We start from the raw sequence: 17,852 nt of genomic DNA, 5'->3' as shown, positions 1-17,852 counted from the left end.
ATCGACAGCACCCGGAGCGGAAGAAATCCGCCGGAACCGGTTGGCTGCGATCCGGACAATTAACCACATGTCATACAGAGTTCAACAAAGATGATCTTGCTGGGGCAGTGCTCCGATCCGCACCGGAACGGGGAATTCCTTGCTGGAGCGCCCCGGTTTTCCTTGATCCTTTCCGGCGGCGGTCCCGCCGAGTGGCGCGGCTCACCACTCCAGACTGACGCGATCATGTGACGCCACCCTGCTACTCTCCGGTGCCGTTCGGATGCGAGCGGTCACTGACAGGGGTGTGCGTGTGAAGGTCGTCTGCGTCGGAGGCGGGCCCGCCGGCCTCTGCCTCGCCCTCCTGCTCAAGCGGCAGGACCCGGCCCACGACATCACCGTCCACGAACGCGACCCCGAGGGCTCCACCTACGGCTGGGGCGTGACGTACTGGCGCGGCCTGCTCGACCGGCTCCGCGCCTACGACCCCGAGACCGCCCACGCCGTCGAGGCACACTCCGTCCGGTGGACGGACGGCGTCGCCCACGTCGGCGACCTGACCACCCGGCACCACGGCGACGAGGGCTTCGGCATCGGACGGCACCGGCTGCTCGGGCTGCTCGCCGCCCGGGCCCGCGCCCTCGGCGTCCGCCTGGAGTACGGGAGCACGCAGACCCGGCCGCCCGCCGACGCCGACCTCGTCGTCGCGGCCGACGGCGTCCACAGCGCCCTGCGCACCCGCCGCGCCGAGCACTTCGGCACCCACGTCACCCCGGGCCGCAACCCCTACCTCTGGCTCGGCACCACCAAGGTCTTCGACGCCTTCACCTTCGCCTTCACCGAGACCGCGCACGGCTGGATCTGGGCCTACGGCTACGGCTACAGCGGCGACCACAGCACCTGCGTCGTCGAGTGCTCCCCGAAGACCCTCACCGGACTCGGGCTGGACCGCACCGGCCCCGGCGAGGGCCTCCCCCTGCTGGAGAAGCTCTTCGCCCGCGTCCTGGACGGCCACCCCCTCGTCGCCCGCCCCGGCGCCTCCTGGACGACCTTCCGCACCCTCACCAACCGCACCTGGCACGACGGCAACGTGGTCCTGCTCGGCGACGCCGCCCACACCACCCACTACTCCATCGGCGCCGGCACCACCCTCGCCCTGGAGGACGCCATGTGCCTGGCCGACGCCCTGCGCGCGCACCCCCTGCCCGAGGCCCTCGCCGTCTACGAGCGCCGGCGCCGGACCGCGCTGCTGTCCGCGCAGAGCGCCGCCCGCCACAGCGCCCGCTGGTACGAGGACCTGCCCCGCTACATCCACCTGCCCCCGCACCGGATGTTCGCCCTGCTCGGCCAGCGCCACTCACCCCTGCTGCCGTACGTCCCGCCGCAGCTGTACTACGGGCTGGACAAGGCGGCCGGACGGCTGGAGCCGCTGCGCAGGTTCAAGCGCTGGCTCGGCCCCCGCGCCGCCCGCGCCCTGCAGGCCCGCACCGAGCGCCCCCGCTGACCGCCTCCCCACGGCCCCCTCCCCACGCGGAGCCCGCGCACACCGACAAGGAGCCACCATGGCCGTACCCGCCCGGTTCGACCACACCTCGACCGGCTACAGCCTCCAGCGCGCCTACTGGCTGGCCCGCGCCGCCGAGCTGGCCTACAAGGACGAGGCCGCCATCGAGGAACAGGCCGCCCGGTGGGGCTTCGAGGAGGTCCGCCACCACCACACCCGCTTCACCCCGCCGTTCCCGCTCCAGGACACCCAGGCGTACACGATGGCGAGCGACCGGATGATCATCACCGCCTTCCGCGGCACCGAACCCACGCAGATCAAGGACTGGCTCTCCGACGCCACCACCCCGCCGCTGCCCGGCCCCGGCGGCACCGGCTACGTCCACCACGGCTTCGCCCAGGCCCTGGACTCCGTCCACCCGGCCGTCCACGACGCGCTCGCCGAGCTGCGCACCGATGGGCAGGCCGTCTACTTCACCGGACACAGCCTCGGCGGCGCCCTCGCGATGCTGGCCGGCGCGCGGCTGTACCTGGAGGAGCCGTACCTGGCCGCCGACGGCGTCTACACCTACGGCCAGCCCCGCACCTGCGACCGGCTGCTGGCGGAGGCCTTCCACCAGGGCTTCGGCGGCCGGATGTACCGCTTCGTCAACAACAACGACATCGTTCCGCAGCTCCCGCCGGAGCCGGTCTACACCCACGTCAGGGCGCTGCGCTACTTCGACTCCAAGGGCAGGCTGCACGAGACCATGCCGCTGCTGTCGGCGCTGGGCGACCGGGCCCGGGACCTGACCGCGGACCCCTTCGCACCCGCCGCCGACGGTGTCCGCGACCACCTCATGCGCCACTACCTCGCCGCCCTGGAACACAACCTGGCCTGAGCCGCCCGGCGGGGCGACCGGGGGATCGGGTACCGGTGTACCGGGCCGGTGCCCGGCGGCGCGACCGCGCGGGATCCGGCGACACTACCGGCATGGATCTGCTGTCCCTGCGCTATTTCCAGACCGTCGCCCGGCACCAGCACATCAGCCGGGCCGCCGAGGAACTACGGGTCGCCCAGCCGTCGGTGAGCCGGACCATCCTCCGGCTCGAAACCGAACTCGGCGCCCCGCTGTTCGACCGCCAGGGCCGCCGCATACGGCTCAACGACCACGGTGCCGCCTTCCTGGCCCGGGTCGACCGCGCGCTGGCGGAACTCGACGACGCGCGGCGGGAGTTGGCCGACGCCGCCGGGCCCGGCCCCGGACGTGTCGCCGTGGCCGCCGAGACCCTGCTCCAGCTGTCCGGCGTGCTGTCCGCCTTCCGCGCGCTGCGGCCCGGGGTGCGGGTGCGCCTGTTCCAGGCCCCGGCGGACGCCATGCACCGGCATCTTCGCGCGGGCGAGGTGGACTTCGCCATCGCCTCCCAGCCGCTCGCCGGACCCGGGCTGTCCACGCTGCGACTGGCCCGCGAAGAGGTGCTGTTGGCCGTACCCACCGGGCACCCCCTGGCCGGCCGGGGAAGCGTCGCGGTGGCCGAGCTGGCCGGCGAGGACTTCGTCAGCACCCGCGCCGGCCACTGGCAACGGGCCCTGCTGGAGCGGCTGTTCGCCCGCGAGGGCCTCACCCCGAGGGTGGTCTGCGAGGGGGACGAGGCGGCCGCCACCCCCGAGCTGGTCGGCGCCGGACTCGGCCTCTGCCTGCTGCCGGCCGTCGCCCGGCGGGCCATCGGCGAGGACGGACCGGTGGCCTGGCTGCGGCTGGACGCCCCGGACTGCCACCGCACGCTGACCCTGGTGTGGCGGCAGAACGCCTATCTCTCGCCCGCCGCACGGGACTTCCGCCGGCTGGCCCGGGAACGGCTCATGCCCCTCGCGTCATGAACACATGGCCGAACCGGTCGTGGAAGGCATGAGCGCCTCCCCGTTAGCGTCGCACCGTGCCCACCGCTCCGGACGAGGGAGATCAGCGATGAGCGAGCAACACGCCCCCGCGCAGGCCGGGTTCCGCAGCTACGCGGAGGCCGTCCTCGACGCGCTGTCCGCCCGGCCGGCACGGGCGGTGGTCACCACCGCCGAGGGACGGGTGGTCGGCGCCGGCGAGTTCAGGGACCAGGTGCACCGGCTCGCCTGGGAACTCGCCGGGCGCGGGGTCGGCCGCGGGACCACGGTCACCCTGCTCACCGGCAACACCGTCGAGGCCCTCGTGGCCCGCTACGCCGCCAACCTGACCGGCGCCCGCGTGGTCGTCCTCTACGAGGGCATGAGCCCGCCGGTCATGGCGCGGGTGATGGCGAGCGTGGACTGCTCCCTGCTGCTGGCGGACGACCGGCAGCGCGAGGCGGCCCGGCGGCTGTCCCGGATTCCCGGCACCCCCGAACTCCTCTGGCTGGGGCCGGACGGTGACGCGGAGGACCTGCTCGCCGCGGCGGCCCGGCGCCCGGCCCGGCCGATGGGCGGCCGGGTGGGACCCGACGACGACTGGTGCGTCCGGCACACCGGCGGAACCACCGGCATTCCCAAGGGCATCCGCATGACCCACGGCGCCTACCGGCTGAGCATGGACCAGGGTCTCGCGGTCGCCGGTGACCCGCCCCGCTTCCTGGCCTGCACCGCCCTCGCCCATCTCGCCGGGATCTTCGCCGATCTGGCGCTGTACCAGGGCGGCTCGGTGGTGCTGCGGCACGGCTTCGAACCCGGGGACGTGCTGGCCACGATCCAGCGCGAACGCGTCACCCACACCTGGCTGCTGCCGCCCCTGCTCCACCGGCTGCTGGACCACCCCGACCTGCCCCGCACCGATCTGTCCACGCTGCGCCGGATCAGCTACGGCGGCACGCCCGCCTCACCGGCCCGGATGCGGCAGGCCGCCCGGGTCCTCGGGCCGGTGCTGCACGGCATGTACGGGCAGGCCGAGACGCAGCTCATCACCCAGACGGGCCCCGAGGAGCAGGAGGTGACCGGCCGCGGCGGCCAGCTGACGGTCGGCCGGGCCCTGCCCGGCGTGGAGATCGCGATCCGGGACGCCGACGGCGCCACCCTGCCGCCCGGGGAGTGGGGCGAGGTGCGGGTGCGCTCGCCGTATGTGATGGGCGGCTACTGGAAGCAGCCGGAGCTGACCGCCGAGGTGCTGCGGGACGGCTGGGTGCACACCGGCGACGTCGGCTACCTCGACGAGGACGGCTACCTCTACCTGGTGGACCGGATCAAGGAGAAGATCGTGGTCGTCGGCGGCCATGTCTACCCGGCGGAGCTGGAGGAACTGCTGCTGAGCCACCCCGCCGTCGGCCGGTGCGCGGTGTTCGGCAGCCGGGACGACGACGCGGTGGAACACGTCCACGCCGCCGTGGTGCCCGCCGCGGGGCAGCGGCCCACGCTGGAGGAGATCCGGGACTTCGTCACCGCCCGCAAGGGGCGCCTCTACGCCCCCGAGACCCTGCACCTGGTGCCGGACATCCCGCTGACGGCGGCGGGCAAACCGGACAAGCGGCAGCTGCGTACCCTGCTGACCGGCTGAACGGGCCTGCCAGGTGCACGGGACGCCGTACCGGATGCCAGACTGAGGCCATGGACGAACGTGTGATCGGCAGGTCGGGTCAGTGGGCATCGGTGGTCGGGCTCGGCACATGGCAGCTGGGCGCCGACTGGGGCGACGTGGACGACAAGGTGGCCCTGTCCGTCCTCGAGGCGGCGGCCGAGGCCGGGGTGACCTTCTTCGACACCGCGGACGTGTACGGCGACGGGCGCAGCGAACAGACCATCGCCTCCTTCCTGCGCGGCCGGCCCGACCTGCACGTCCTCGTGGCCACCAAGATGGGCCGCCGGGTGGAGCAGATCCCGCAGAACTACGTCCTGGACAACTTCCGCGCCTGGAACGACCGTTCGCGCCGCAACCTCGGTGTCGACCGCATCGACCTGGTGCAGCTGCACTGCCCGCCCACCCCGGTCTACTCCTCCGACGAGGTGTTCGACGCCCTGGACACCCTGGTGGCGGAGGAGCGCGTCGCCGCCTACGGGGTGAGCGTGGAGACCTGCGAGCAGGCGCTCACCGCGATCGCCCGGCCGGGCGTGGCCAGTGTGCAGATCATCCTCAACCCGTTCCGCATGAAGCCGCTGCACGAGGTGGTGCCCGCCGCCCGCGAGGCCGGCGTCGGCATCATCGCGCGGGTGCCGCTCGCCTCCGGGCTGCTGTCCGGGAAGTACACCAAGGACACGGTGTTCGCGGCCGACGACCACCGCACCTACAACCGGCACGGCGAGGCGTTCGACCAGGGCGAGACCTTCTCCGGGGTCGACTACGCCACCGGTGTGGAGGCCGCCGCCGAGTTCGCCGCGCTGGCCCCCGAGGGGTACACCCCGGCCCAGCTCGCGCTGCGCTGGATCATCGAGCAGGAGGGTGTCACCACCGTGATCCCCGGCGCCCGCAACCCGGAGCAGGCCCGTGCCAACGCCGCCGCGGCCAAGCTGCCGCCGCTGCCGCCGCAGACCCTCACCGCGATCCGCGACTTGTACGACCGCCGGATCAAGGACCAGGTCGAACACCGCTGGTAGCGGCTTCGTCCGTTTGGCGAACGGACGGACGGTTACACGGCACCGCATGACGCGTGATGGGCGGCGCAGAGGGCGCGACGAGACCGAGGAGGAGCGGGCCGACCGGATGTGGGGCGAACTCATCCAAGAGGTCCGCGTCGCACAGACGGGCGTACAGATCCTGTTCGGCTTCCTGCTGACCGTGGTCTTCCAGCCGAAGTACGGCCGCCTGGCCGACACCGACCAGGCGATCTACATCGTGACCGTCGTCATGGGCGCCTGCGCCACCGGCGCCCTCATCGGACCGGTGTCCCTGCACCGCCTGGTCTCCGGCCACCGCGTCAAACCGCGGGCGGTACGGCTGGCCTCCCGGATGACCCTGGTCGGCCTCGCCCTCCTGCTCGCCACGATGACCTCGTCCCTCCTCCTGATCCTCCGCGTGGCCACCCACGACGGCTATGTGCCCTACCTGGTGACGGCCGTCGTGGCCTGGTACGTCCTGTGCTGGTACGCCCTGCCCCTGTGGGCCCGCAACCGACGGAGCACGGGCGGTTCCGAGGACTAGCCGCGGGCGGTCGCGGGGGTTCGCAAGGTGCGTAGTTGGCGGTCGTGGAGGCGGCTCAGCAGGGTCAGGGACAGCAGGGCGCCGGTCAGGGCGCAGAACATGTCCCACTGGGTGTCCCAGACGTCGCCCTGGGTCGCGAGGAAGGCGTCCGCGTCGTGGCCGCCGATCTCGGCCGCCAGCCACTCCAGCAGTTCGAAGCAGGCGCTGAAGGCCATGCAGGCGCACACGGCGAGCGGTGCCAGCCAGCGGCTGCCGCGCAACGGTGAGGTGCGGGACAGCAGTTCGCGGACCAGCACGGCGGGGACGAAGCCCTGCACGAGGTGCCCGAAACGGTCGTACGGGTTGCGGTTCAGGCCGAAGGTGTCGCGCACCCAGTCGCCCAGCGGCACCTGCGCGTACGTGTAGTGCCCGCCGACCGCCAGGACCAGCGCGTGCGCGGTGAGCAGCCCGCACAGCAGCCCGGTCAGCGGGAAGCGCCGCCAGGCCAGCACCACCAGCGGCAGCCCCACGAGCGCCCACACCGTCTCCAGGAACCAGGTGGTGCGGTCGTGCGCGCCGATCGCCGACACGGCCAGCGCCGTGGCCACCACGCCGGCGAAGACGGCGGGCGGCACACGGCGCGGCGCCCGGAGCGGGGCGGGATGCACTGCGGTCACGGCGGGGGCTCCTTGCCTGAGGCGTTGTAGAGCCCCCATGGTGGTGCCGGGCCGGGCCCGCGGGCATGAGTACGGCTACTCAGCCCCGGAGAGGATCTCCGCCAGCAGCTCGTCCACGTCGACCCGCTCCCGGCCCGGCGGCACGACCTGGTGCGTCTCGCGCAGAAAGGCCGCCACCGCGGGTGCCCACGCCAGCACCACCGCCCGGTGCCGGCTGCCGTCCGGCCGGCTGTCCCCGAGGAACTCCAGCCGCAGCTCGTGGCACGGCCCGCTGCCCTGCGGCCGCAGCCGTACATCGCCCATGCCGACCGGACCGGCCAGGCCCGCGGAGAGCATCTCCCGGTCCAGCCGCCAGCAGGCCAGCACCCGTCCGTCGTGGGCGAAGGCGGCGGTGACGGCGAACGGGTCGTCGGCGGCGTAGCCGAGATGGGCCAGCACCGGACACCGCCCGGTGCCGGGCGCGAGAAGCTGCACCACCAGGGTCTTGTGCACGAACGGGTTCACGCGGGGCCTCCGGCAGACGATCGGCGTAGAGACACCTAGTACCCCGGCACCGCCCAGAATGCTCACCCGTGTGGCTGATTCCCGCGCCGCACCGCTGGACGGCCCGTCAGCCGAACGCCTCCCGCAGCGCCGGCAGCAGGGTCTTCGCCGACCAGTCCAGGAACTCCCGCTGAGCGTCACCACCGATCTGCACCAGCGCGATCTCCCCGAACCCGGCCTCCGCGTACGGCCGTACGGCCTCCACGAAGGCCTCCGGGTCGTCACCGCACGGGATGGAGGAGGCCACGTCGTCCTCGGTGACGAACTGCGTCGCCGCCTCGAACGAGTCGGGGTGCGGCAGTTCGGCGTTCACCTTCCAGCCCAGGCCGAACCAGCGGAACTGGGAGTGGGCGCGCTTGACCGCCGTGTCCCGGTCGGGGTCGTAGCTCACCGGCAGCTGGCCCACCCGGGGCTTGCCGCTGCCGCCGTGCCGGTCGAAGGCCTCCAGCAGGCCCGCCTTCGGCTCGGTCGCGATCACCAGATCGGCCAGGTGCCCGGCCAGTTCGCAGGACTGTTCGCCGGAGACGGCGATGCCGATCGGCGGCGCCTGCTCCGGGAGATCCCACAGCCGGGCCGACTCCACGTCGTAGTGCTGCCCGTGGTGGGTGACATGGCCGCCCTCGAACAGCGCGCGGATGATCCCCACGGCCTCCTCCAGCATCTCGTGGCGGACGTCCACCGGGGGCCAGCCGCCGCCCACGACATGCTCGTTCAGGTTCTCGCCGGCGCCGAGGCCGAGCCGGAACCTGCCCTCCGACAGCAACTGCACGGTCGCCGCCTTCTGCGCCACGACCGCCGGGTGGTAGCGCAGGATGGGACAGGTGACGTAGGTCATCAGTGGGATCCGCGAGGTGGCCTGCGCGGCGGCGCCCAGCACGCTCCACGCGTACGAGGAGTGCCCCTGCGCGCGCAGCCACGGGAAGTAGTGGTCCGAGATCACCGAGAAGTCGAACCCCGCCTCCTCGGCCCCCACCACGTGCTCCACCAGGTCCCGGGGACCTGCCTGCTCGGTCATCATCGTGTATCCGATTTGCACCATATCCAGCGAGTCCCCGGCTCGGCGTCCGGAAAACGGCCCACGGCGCGGGTCGTCCCCGCGGCACCCGGAACGGGGTCAGGGAGCGCGCGTTCGCGTACGGGCGGTAGCCGGCCGACAGCGTGGGGTGGGGGAGGCGGAGGCGGTCGGCGTGGATCTCCGGCGGCCGCTCACAGCAGCCCGAACCGGTTGGCCCAGCCCATGATTTCCGACGGGGTGGTGTTGCCGCCGCACACCACGAGCCCGATCCGGGCGCCGTCACCGACCCGCTCCACCACCTGCCGGGCCGCGGGCAGCAGACAGCCCGCCGCCGGCTCGGCCCACACCTTGGCGTGGTCGGCGAGATCCAGACAGCCGCGCACCGCGTCCCGGTCCGGCACCACCAGGACCTCCTCGACGAGGGCCGAGACATGGTCGTACGTCAGCCGTGACACCGAGGGCGCGCTCAACGTGGTGACCAGGGACGACAACGGCACCCGCACCGGACCGCCCGCCCGGAGCGCGCCGGACATCGCCTCCGCGCCGCCGGTCTCCACGCCCCACACCCGTACCCCCGGCCGCCGCGCGCGCAGGGCCGCCGCGACCCCGGCGATCAGACCGCCGCCGCCCACGCTGACGACGACATCGGTCAGCTCCCCGGCGTCCTCGGCCAGCTCCAGCCCCACGGTGCCCTGTCCGGCGATCACGGCCGGGTCGTCGAACGGGTGGACCAGGGTCAGCCCCTCGTCCCGCAACCGCGTCACCAGGTCGAAGGCGCTGTCCATGCCGTCGGTCAGGCGCACCGACGCCCCGGCCTCCTCGACGAGCGCGAGGGAGCGGGCGGGCGCGGTGCGCGGCATGACGACGGTCGCCTTCACATCGAGGGCCGCCGCCATCACCGCGAGCGCGATCCCGTGGTTGCCGCCGCTGACCGCGACCACGCCCGCCGCCCGCTCGGCCGCGCTCAGCGACAGCAGCTTCGCCGTGGCCCCGCGCGCCTTGAACGAGCCGGTGCGCTGGAGCAGTTCGAGCTTGGCCGTGACGGGGGCGCCGAGCAGGGCGGTGAGCCCCGGGCTCGGCACCGTCGGCGTGCGGACGACGTGGCCGGCGATGTGCCGGGCGGCGGCTTCGATGTCCGCCAGGCCGATCAGGGTGCTGTCCGAGATGTCGTTCAAGGCGCTTCATCCTTCCGGCACGGGTCGGGAGCCGTACCGCTCGCACCTTGACCCGCCGGGAGGGCGGCGGTCAACGCCGTTCCGGATCATGGCCGCCTCCGGCGTCCCGGTGCCGGCGGACTCAGTGCTGCTGGCTCTTCTGGGGCGTCAGCTCGCTCGGGCGGACCACCACGAACCCCTCGCCCTGGAACATCAGCTGCACGGCCTCGCCGGAACCGCCGCGCAGCATCGAGCCGATGGACTGCGAACGGTGCAGCGAGGTCCGCAGATGCGTGGTCCAGCCCACCACCGCGTCCGTGTCGACGTACACCGGCGCCTGTTCGGACACGGGGATGACCAGCGGGTTGCCCTCGCAGACCAGACCGAGCCGGCCCTGCCCGGTGAACACGCTGTTGAACAGGCCGCCGCCGGTGATGCCCGACCCCTTCACCGTCTTGATCTCGTACGACAGCGACGCGTCGAAACACAGCACGTTGCGGCCGTTGACGGTGAACTGGTCACCGGGCTCGACGTCGACGATGAAGCAGTTCTGCGCCTCGTGCGCGAACCATGCCTCGCCCTGTCCGCGCACCGCCATCAGGGGCAGTCCCTCACCGGTCACCGCACGCTTGAGCATGCCGCCGACGCCCTGCCCCTTGCGCTCGAACACCAAGTCGCCGCGGTAGGCGACCATCGCGCCCTGCCGGGCGTACATCTCGCCGTTCACCGCGTACTTGACGCACTTGGCGTTCTCGACGGACATTCCCGGCGCCACGGCCGGCTGCACCACGTGCTGACTGGAAAAGAGATCACCCTTCATGCAGGGCATGGTGTCCCGGACGGCCTGGTTCCGCCAAGATCACCGTGCGTGTCGGTCGGGCCACCCGCCGGTCACTTCCCGCAGAACGCCGACTCCAGCGCCCCGGCCAGGGTGTTGAGCACCTTGGCGTTGTTCGAGGTGTTGGCCATGGCCGTGAGGGTCCGCCCGCCGTCCTTCGTGCCGAACGCGTAGGTGTAGTAGCCCTGCACCGCCCCCGTGTGCCCGTACACCGACACCCCGCAGGACAGATCGCGCCGCCGCAGCCCGAGGCCGTACGCCGTCGTGCTGTTCACCTTGGTGAACCGCTCCATGTCGGCGAGCCGCGCGGCGGACAGCAGCCTGCCCTTGAGCAGCGCGCCGTAGAAGACGTCGAGGTCCCGGGCGCTGGAGATGACCGCCCCGGCGCTCTGCGCCCAGGACACGGTCTGGGCGGTCGCGTCGACCAGCGGGGCGCCCGCGCGGTCCGGGGTCAGATATCCGCGGGTGTGCCGGCCGGGGATCGCGGTGTCCGGGTGGACGTAGAAGGTGTCGGTCAGCTTCAGCGGCTTGACGATCCGGTTCCGGTAGGCGGTTCGCACCGGCTGCCCGGTGAGCTTCTCGACGAGCAGCCCGGCGACGACGAAGTTGGTGTTGGAGTAGGAGTAGGCGGCGCCGGGCGCGTTGGTGCGGGGCTTCTTCAGGGAGAGGGCGACCAACTGCCGGTAGGTGAAGACCTTTTTACGGACGGCCTCGAAGCCGGAGACGCTCGCGGCGAACATGTCGTCGCTGTAGTCGTACAGCCCGCTGCGGTGGCTCAGCAGATGGCGCACGGTGATCCGGTCGTCCGGCAGCAGGCCCGGCAGATAGCGGTTGACCGGCGCGTCCAGCGCGAGCCGGTGTTCGTCGACGAGCTGGAGCAGCACCACCGTCGTGAAGGTCTTGGTGACGCTGCCGATCCGGAACCGGTCACCGGTGCTGATGGCCCGTCCGGTGACGCGGTCGGCGACACCGCGGGTGACCCGGTAGGTCCGTCCGTGGTCGTCGATCCGGGCCAGCGCCCCCGGCGCCCCCTGGGCCACCACCGAGCGCAACACCGCGGCCAGGCCCGCGGTGTCGGGCGCCGGCAGCGCCGCCGCGGCCGGGCCGCGCGGCGCCGTCGCCGGAGTTGCCGCCGCCAGCCGTGCCGCCGCCGTCGCCGCCTGCCGTGCCGACGTCACCGCTGCTTGCCGTCCCACCGTCGCGGGAGTTGCCGCCGCCTGCCGTGCCGCCGTCGCCGGTGCGTCCGGCGTCCCGGTCGCCGCCCGCGCCGGGACCGCGAGCAGCGACAGCGCGACCGCGCCGAGTACCCCTGCCCGCCCCACAGTTGCCGAGACCATCCCTACCCACTTCCGTCCGGTCGGTTCCTGATGCGATATCGGTCACATTCCGCCCTGGGAACCTAGGCGACAAGAACCCCGTCTCCCCAGTCGACACACGAGGGGTCATGTTGTGATCACTCTGTGGCTCCCATGTGTAAAGGATTGCCATAGAGGTTCACGAAGTGGATCATTCCGGCTTTACGTGCGCATGACTGATCGGCAAGGGTTACCCCCGGGGCCAGACCAGCCCCCGTGGCGCGCAACCGCGCCATGTCTCAAGGCGGTTGACGACCTCGGCCGCCTGCGTACGAAGGAACCCTGATCAGATTGCGTAGACCGCACATACGCACCGTGGCGGTGGCCGTCGCGGTGGCGACGGCTGCCACCGGCCTGGCCGGTACGGCCTTCGCGGGTCCCGGCACGGGGGAGCGGCACGCCACCGCCTCGGCCTCCTCGAACGCCGCGGTGGTGGTGGAGGCCGCGCGCACCGCGGCCTTCGCGCACGCCTCGGCGACCGGCGTCTCCAAGGGCGACGAACTGCACGCCCAGGACGTCATGCTCGACCCCGAGGGCGCGCGGCACGTCCGCTTCGCCCGCACCCACGACGGCCTGCCGGTGCTCGGCGGCGACCTCGTCGTCCACCTCGACGGCAAGCTCGGCTACACCGGCGTGACCCGCGCGGCCGGCCACCCGGTCGAACCCGCCGCCGCCAAGGCCAGGCTGACGGCCGCCCAGGCCGCCGCCACGGCCGCCCGGGCCGCGAAGGGCGACGCGAGCGGCGCCCGGCTCGTGGTGGACGCCCGGGCCGGCGCCTCCGCGCTGGCCTACCAGGTCACCGTCACCGACCAGGACACCGCCCGCACGGTCGTCGTCGACGCGGTCACCGGCAAGGTGCGCAGCAACACGCCCACCCGGGACGAGTTCCTGTCGCCGAAGCTGCTCGACGCCCTGCGCGAGCGCGGCGAGACCCTCGACCCGGCCACCGGCACCGCTTCCGCGGCGGCCGCCTCCGGCCTGGCCGGCTCGGGCGCCACCGGCGCCACGAGCTACCCGTCGGCCGCCAAGGGAACCGGCAAGACCCTCTTCGTGGGCACCGTCGGCCTCACCACGACGCAGACCTCGCGCGGTCACTACCAGCTCAAGGACCCCAGCCGGTACGGCACCGAGACCCGGGACGCCAAGGGCTCGTACACCGAGAAGTTCGGCTCCGGCGCCAAGTTCACCAACACGACCAACGTGTGGGGCAACGGCGCGACCAGCAGCCGGGTCACGGTCGCCGCCGACGCCCAGTACGGCGTCACCAAGACGCTGGACTTCTACAAGTCCACGTTCCAGCGCAAGGGCATCCGCAACAACAGCAAGGCCGCCCAGGCGATGGTCCACTGGGGCAAGAAGGTCGCCAACGCCTTCTGGGACCCCACCTGCAACTGCATGCTGTACGGCGACGGCGACGGCCAGATGTTCAAGAAGCCGCTCGTCGTCCTCGACGTCACGGGTCACGAGCTGACCCACGGCGTGGTGGAGGCGACCGCCAACCTCCAGCCGACCTTCGTCGACGCCGACGGCAACCAGTACGGCGAGCCGGGCTCGCTGAACGAGTCGCTCGCGGACATCTTCGGCTCGAACGTCGAGTTCTACGCCAAGAACGCGAAGGACACCCCGGACTACCTGGTCGGCGAGAAGCTGGGCCTCGCGCAGAAGTTCCTGCGCCGCCTGGACCGCCCGTCGCTGGACAAGCTCGAGGGCACCGTCGACTACTGGTCGCCGAAGCTCTACGACATGGAGGTGCACGCCGGTTCCGGTGTCTCCTCGCACGCCTACTACCTGCTCGCCGAGGGCAGCGGCAAGAAGAAGATCGGCGACGTCACGTACAACTCGCCGACCTACGGCAACCTCCAGGTCAAGGGCATCGGCCGGGCCAAGGCGACCGCCATCTACTACCGGGCGCTCACCCGCTACATGGTCTCCAGCACCGACTTCCACCAGGCGCGCACCGCGACGCTGAAGGCGGCCAAGGACCTGTACGGCGCGAACAGCACCGAGTACAAGACGGTCGACAAGTCCTGGGCCGCGGTGAACGTCACCGCCGCCAACACCCCGCGCGCCCGCCACTGACGGACGGCACGGGAACCCCAGCACCACCGGATGCCCCGCCCCGCGCGGGGCATCCGCCCGTCCGCACCCGTGTCAGCGCAGGTTCCGCGCCCAGTCGTCGGGCACCCGCCCCGCCGGACCCGGCACCGGCTGGCCGGCCGGCCGGCTCTCCGGGGGAGCGAGGACGGGCCCGGAGGTGTACAGCTCCTCGGTGGCGTAGTTCCAGAACCAGCCCTCGCCCGGCTCGAAACTGCGGATCACCGGGTGCCCGGTCGCCCGGAAGTGGGCGGTGGCGTGCCGGGACGGGGAGTCGTCGCAGCAGCCGATGTGCCCGCACAGCGCGCAACGGCGCAGATGGAACCACCAGCCGCCCGCCTCCTCGCACTCCACGCAGCCCGGCCCGCTCGGCGGCACGGCCGGGTCGATTCCCCTTACTCCCTCGGCGTCGTTCATACCGGCTCCTCCTCGGGCGGTTCGGCGGTCAGCGGCAGCAGCACCTGGAAGCGGGTGTCGCCGGGCACCGACTCCACCCGCAGGCTGCCGTGGTGCTTGTTGACGACGATCCGCCAGGAGATGTCCAGTCCCAGCCCGGTGCCCTCGCCGACCGGCTTGGTGGTGAAGAAGGGGTCGAAGATCCGGTCCTTGATCTCCGGCGGGATTCCGGGCCCGGTGTCCCGGAACTCCACCAGCAGCCGCTCGTGGTCGCGTGCCGTCCGCACGGTCAGGGTGCCCTGTCCGCCAGCGCCGTTCATCGCGGACACCGCGTTGTCGACGAGGTTGGTCCACACCTGGTTCAGCTCCGCCGGATAGGCGGGCACCGGCGGCAGCGCGCGGTCGTAGTCCTTGACGACCTCGATGCCCGGCCCCAGCTTCCCGGACAGCATCAGCAGCGTGCTGTCGAGGAGTTCGTGCACGTCCACCACCCGGTACGGCGCCCGGTCCAGCTGCGCGTACTGCTTGGCCGCGTCGACCAGGTGCGAGATGCGGGCGGTGGAGTCCTCGATCTCGTTCATCAACAACTCGGTCTCCACGGTGTAGTTGAGCCAGCCCACCGCGTTCGGCAGGATCTCCTCGCCCACCGCCGCCGCGACCCGCTCCAGCCAGTCCACGTCGAGTCCGGCCTGCACGAAGGCGGGCGCCAGCTGCCAGCCGTGGCCGATGCCGTGCTCCTCCAGCCAGTCGGTGAGCGCGTCCTCCCGGTCGGACGCCTCCAGCGGGCTGAGCGCCGGCGCCTTGGCCACCCGCTCCGCGGTCCGCTCCTGGATCTCCACCAGGCTCGCCAGCACCTCCCGGGAGAAGGGGCCCCCGGCGATCAGGCCGAGTTTGTGCCGCATCTTCGCGACCCGCTCGCGCAGCGTGGCCGTCGCCCGGACCGCTGCCGCCGCCGGGTTGTTCAGCTCGTGCGTGAGCCCGGCCGACAACGAGCCCAGCGCCAGCAGCCGTTCCCGCTGGCCGATCACCGCCTGGAGGTTCTTCGAGCCGAAGAACAGGCCCTCCAGCAGGTGCACGGCCATCGGGAACCACTCGCGCATCACGTCCGCGAAGGTGTCCGCCGGCAGCACGAAGAACCGCGTCGGCTCGGTGACCCGCATCGAGTTGCGGTACACCTGCCGCACCCGGTCGCCGAGATAGGCCTGCATCGCGCCCGCGTACACCCCGCGCTGCGAGGTCCGGGTGACCTCCACCTCGTCGGCGCCGACCCGCCGGGACAGCACCACCGTGCCCTCGATCATCACGAAGAAGCAGGTGGCGGGGTCGCCCTCGGTGTACACCGGGCCGGGCTCGAACAGCTCCACCCGGCCCGCCGCGCACAGCCGGCCGAGCTGCTCGGGGCTCAGCTTCTCGAAGAGGAACAGGGAGCCGATCTCCCTGGGGCTGCACGGCAGGGCCCGCCCGCTCACGACTGCTCCAGATACCGGTGGACGAGCATCACGGCCATGGCTCCCTCTCCGACGGCGGACGCGACCCGCTTGGCGGACTCGGCGCGCGCGTCCCCGGCGACGAACACGCCGGGCACGCTGGTCTCCAGGTGGTACGGCGGCCGGTCCAGCTCCCAGCCGGCCGGCGGCCGTCCGTCGGCGGTCAGATCGGGCCCGGCCAGGATGAACCCGCGCTCGTCGCGCAGCACCGTCTCGCCCAGCCAGTCGGTCAGTGGGGCGGCGCCGATGAACACGAACACCCAGCGGGTGCCGACCCGTTCACGCTCGCCGGTCACCGTGTGGCGCAGCGTCAGCTCTTCCAGCCGGCCGGTGCCGTGCGCCTCGTCGACCACCGTGTGGCAGCGCACCGAGATGTTCGGGGCGTCCTCGATCTGCTGGATCAGGTAGTGCGACATCGACGCCGACAGATCAGGACCGCGCACCAGCAGCGTCACCGACTTGGCGAACCGGGACAGGTACATCGCCGCCTGGCCCGCCGAGTTGGCGCCGCCGACGATGTACACGTCCTGCCCCTCGCAGGAGGCGGCCTCGGTCAGCGCCGAGCCGTAGAACACCCCGCACCCGGTCAGGTCCGCGCAGCCCGCGGCCGGCAGCTGCCGGTACTGCACCCCGGTCGCCAGGATCACGCTGTGCGCGGCGATCGCCGAGCCGTCCGCGAACCGTACGATCCGGGCGGCGCCGTTCGCCTCGAGTCCTGTGACCTCGCGGGCGGTCAGCAGCTCGGCGCCGAACTTGGCGGCCTGCCGCCGCGCCCGGTCGGTGAGCTGGGCGCCGGAGACCCCGTCGGGGAAGCCGAGGTAGTTCTCGATCCGGGAGCTCTGCCCGGCCTGCCCGCCGGTCGCCGACCGCTCCACCAGCACCGTCCTCAGGCCCTCGGAGGCGCCGTACACGGCCGCGCCGAGCCCGGCCGGGCCGCCGCCGATCACCACCAGGTCGTAGAAGTCGGCCGCCGGTGTCGTCGCGAGCCCCACCCGCGCCGCCAGCTCGGGCGCCTCGGGCTCCACCAGGGCCGTGCCGTCCGGGGTCACCACCAGCGGCAGCCGCTGCCCGTCCTGCCCGGCGGCGGCCAGCAGCCGCCGCCCCTCCGGCTCCTCCACCGAGTACCAGCGGTACGGCACCTGGTTGCGGGCCAGGAACTCGCGCACCGCCGAGGACCGCGCCGACCAGCGGTGCCCGACGACCTTGGTGCTGGGCACCGGCTTGTACGCGCTGGAGCGCCAGGCCTGGAGGAGGTCGTCGAGGACCGGGTAGAGCTTCTCCTCGGGCGGGTCCCAGGGCTTGAGGAGATAGTGGTCGAGGTCGACGACGTTGATGGCGTCGATCGCCGCGTGCGTGTCCGCGTACGCGGTCAGCAGCACCCGGCGCGCGCCCGGGTACACGTCCAGGGCCTGTTCCAGGAACTCGATGCCGTTCATCCGGGGCATGCGGTAGTCGGCCAGGATCACCGCCACCAGGTCCCCGCGCAGCTTCAGCTCGCGCAGCGCGGCGAGCGCGGACTCGCCGGACTCGGCGCGCACGACGCGGTACGACCCGCCGTAGCGCCGCCTGAGGTCGCGGGCGACGGCACGGGAGACCCCCGGGTCGTCGTCCACGGTCAGGATGACGGTCCGCGCGGTCTCGGCGGCCTGTGCCATACGACTCCCCACCCATGTCACCGGTACCAGGCCATCGTATGTTCGATCGCCCCGGGCCGCTCCGGTGACCGGGGCCGGGAGCGGGCACCATGATCATGAGCACAC

16 protein-coding genes are annotated in these 17,852 nt (G+C 72.5%); 7 read left to right on the top strand and 9 right to left on the bottom strand.

The window, feature by feature from the left end:
• Window positions 1-286 precede the first annotated feature (286 nt).
• The 6 genes from IE251_RS24410 (at window position 287) to IE251_RS24385 (ending at window position 6,554) form a co-directional block, all read left to right on the top strand.
• Complete coding sequence (locus tag IE251_RS24410) at window positions 287-1,483, top strand: FAD-dependent monooxygenase (RefSeq protein ID WP_189755142.1); 1,197 nt, start codon at window positions 287-289, stop codon at window positions 1,481-1,483.
• Between the two features lie 58 nt (window positions 1,484-1,541).
• Window positions 1,542-2,363 (top strand): lipase family protein, encoded by an 822-nt coding sequence (locus IE251_RS24405; protein ID WP_189755141.1) that lies wholly within the window; start codon window positions 1,542-1,544, stop codon window positions 2,361-2,363.
• 92 nt (window positions 2,364-2,455) lie between these two features.
• The gene (locus tag IE251_RS24400) at window positions 2,456-3,343 is read left to right on the top strand and encodes a LysR family transcriptional regulator (RefSeq protein ID WP_189755140.1); all 888 of its coding nucleotides are present in this window, start codon (window positions 2,456-2,458) and stop codon (window positions 3,341-3,343) included.
• Window positions 3,344-3,431: 88 nt separating this feature from the next.
• Complete coding sequence (locus IE251_RS24395; protein ID WP_189755139.1) at window positions 3,432-4,976, top strand: AMP-binding protein; 1,545 nt, start codon at window positions 3,432-3,434, stop codon at window positions 4,974-4,976.
• 50 nt (window positions 4,977-5,026) lie between these two features.
• Entirely contained in the window at window positions 5,027-6,010 is a 984-nt protein-coding gene (locus IE251_RS24390; RefSeq protein WP_189755138.1) for an aldo/keto reductase, read from the top strand.
• 46 nt (window positions 6,011-6,056) lie between these two features.
• A complete protein-coding gene (locus tag IE251_RS24385) occupies window positions 6,057-6,554 on the top strand; it encodes a DUF6328 family protein (RefSeq protein ID WP_189755137.1) in 498 nt (165 codons plus the stop codon).
• On the opposite strand, the gene IE251_RS24380 is transcribed toward IE251_RS24385, so the two are convergent.
• The 6 genes from IE251_RS24380 to IE251_RS24355 all read right to left on the bottom strand — a co-directional run bounded on the left by IE251_RS24380 (window position 6,551) and on the right by IE251_RS24355 (window position 12,097).
• Window positions 6,551-7,168, bottom strand: coding sequence for a DUF2238 domain-containing protein (locus IE251_RS24380; RefSeq protein WP_189755353.1), 618 nt, complete (start codon window positions 7,166-7,168; stop codon window positions 6,551-6,553). The two genes, IE251_RS24385 and IE251_RS24380, sit on opposite strands and share 4 nt — an antisense overlap.
• Before the next feature lie 117 nt (window positions 7,169-7,285).
• Window positions 7,286-7,714 carry an SsgA family sporulation/cell division regulator gene (locus tag IE251_RS24375; protein ID WP_189755136.1) on the bottom strand — a complete coding sequence of 143 codons (429 nt, stop codon included), beginning with the start codon at window positions 7,712-7,714 and terminating at the stop codon, window positions 7,286-7,288.
• A gap of 106 nt (window positions 7,715-7,820) precedes the next feature.
• Window positions 7,821-8,792, bottom strand: coding sequence for an LLM class F420-dependent oxidoreductase (locus IE251_RS24370; RefSeq protein ID WP_189755135.1), 972 nt, complete (start codon window positions 8,790-8,792; stop codon window positions 7,821-7,823).
• A gap of 167 nt (window positions 8,793-8,959) precedes the next feature.
• Complete coding sequence (locus IE251_RS24365) at window positions 8,960-9,919, bottom strand: threonine/serine dehydratase family protein (RefSeq protein ID WP_189755352.1); 960 nt, start codon at window positions 9,917-9,919, stop codon at window positions 8,960-8,962.
• 145 nt (window positions 9,920-10,064) lie between these two features.
• Entirely contained in the window at window positions 10,065-10,742 is a 678-nt protein-coding gene (locus IE251_RS24360; RefSeq protein ID WP_189755134.1) for an AIM24 family protein, read from the bottom strand.
• A 71-nt stretch (window positions 10,743-10,813) separates the two neighbouring features.
• Window positions 10,814-12,097 (bottom strand): serine hydrolase domain-containing protein, encoded by a 1,284-nt coding sequence (locus IE251_RS24355; protein WP_229896909.1) that lies wholly within the window; start codon window positions 12,095-12,097, stop codon window positions 10,814-10,816.
• Between the two features lie 309 nt (window positions 12,098-12,406).
• Here IE251_RS24355 and IE251_RS24350 point away from each other — a divergent pair, with 309 nt between their 5' ends.
• Complete coding sequence (locus tag IE251_RS24350) at window positions 12,407-14,194, top strand: M4 family metallopeptidase (protein WP_189755133.1); 1,788 nt, start codon at window positions 12,407-12,409, stop codon at window positions 14,192-14,194.
• A gap of 72 nt (window positions 14,195-14,266) precedes the next feature.
• Here IE251_RS24350 and IE251_RS24345 read toward each other — a convergent pair whose 3' ends face one another.
• Genes IE251_RS24345 through IE251_RS24335 form a run of 3 tightly spaced genes read right to left on the bottom strand, consistent with a single transcriptional unit; the run spans window position 14,267 to window position 17,747 of the window.
• Window positions 14,267-14,626: a UBP-type zinc finger domain-containing protein gene (locus tag IE251_RS24345; RefSeq protein ID WP_189755132.1), complete on the bottom strand. Its 360-nt coding sequence runs from the start codon at window positions 14,624-14,626 to the stop codon at window positions 14,267-14,269.
• Window positions 14,623-16,074 carry an ATP-binding protein gene (locus IE251_RS24340; RefSeq protein ID WP_189755131.1) on the bottom strand — a complete coding sequence of 484 codons (1,452 nt, stop codon included), beginning with the start codon at window positions 16,072-16,074 and terminating at the stop codon, window positions 14,623-14,625. Before IE251_RS24340 ends, IE251_RS24345 begins: the two co-directional genes overlap by 4 nt.
• Window positions 16,071-17,747 carry an NAD(P)/FAD-dependent oxidoreductase gene (locus IE251_RS24335; protein ID WP_189755130.1) on the bottom strand — a complete coding sequence of 559 codons (1,677 nt, stop codon included), beginning with the start codon at window positions 17,745-17,747 and terminating at the stop codon, window positions 16,071-16,073. The genes IE251_RS24340 and IE251_RS24335 overlap by 4 nt, the downstream gene beginning before the upstream one ends.
• Window positions 17,748-17,852 lie beyond the last annotated feature (105 nt).

Origin of the sequence: Streptomyces eurythermus (genome assembly GCF_014649115.1) — a bacterium.
Taxonomy (GTDB): Bacteria; Actinomycetota; Actinomycetes; order Streptomycetales; family Streptomycetaceae; genus Streptomyces; species Streptomyces eurythermus.
The sequence above is the reverse complement of the archived record's forward strand: the minus strand, read 5'-3'. Positions and strand labels throughout refer to the sequence as shown.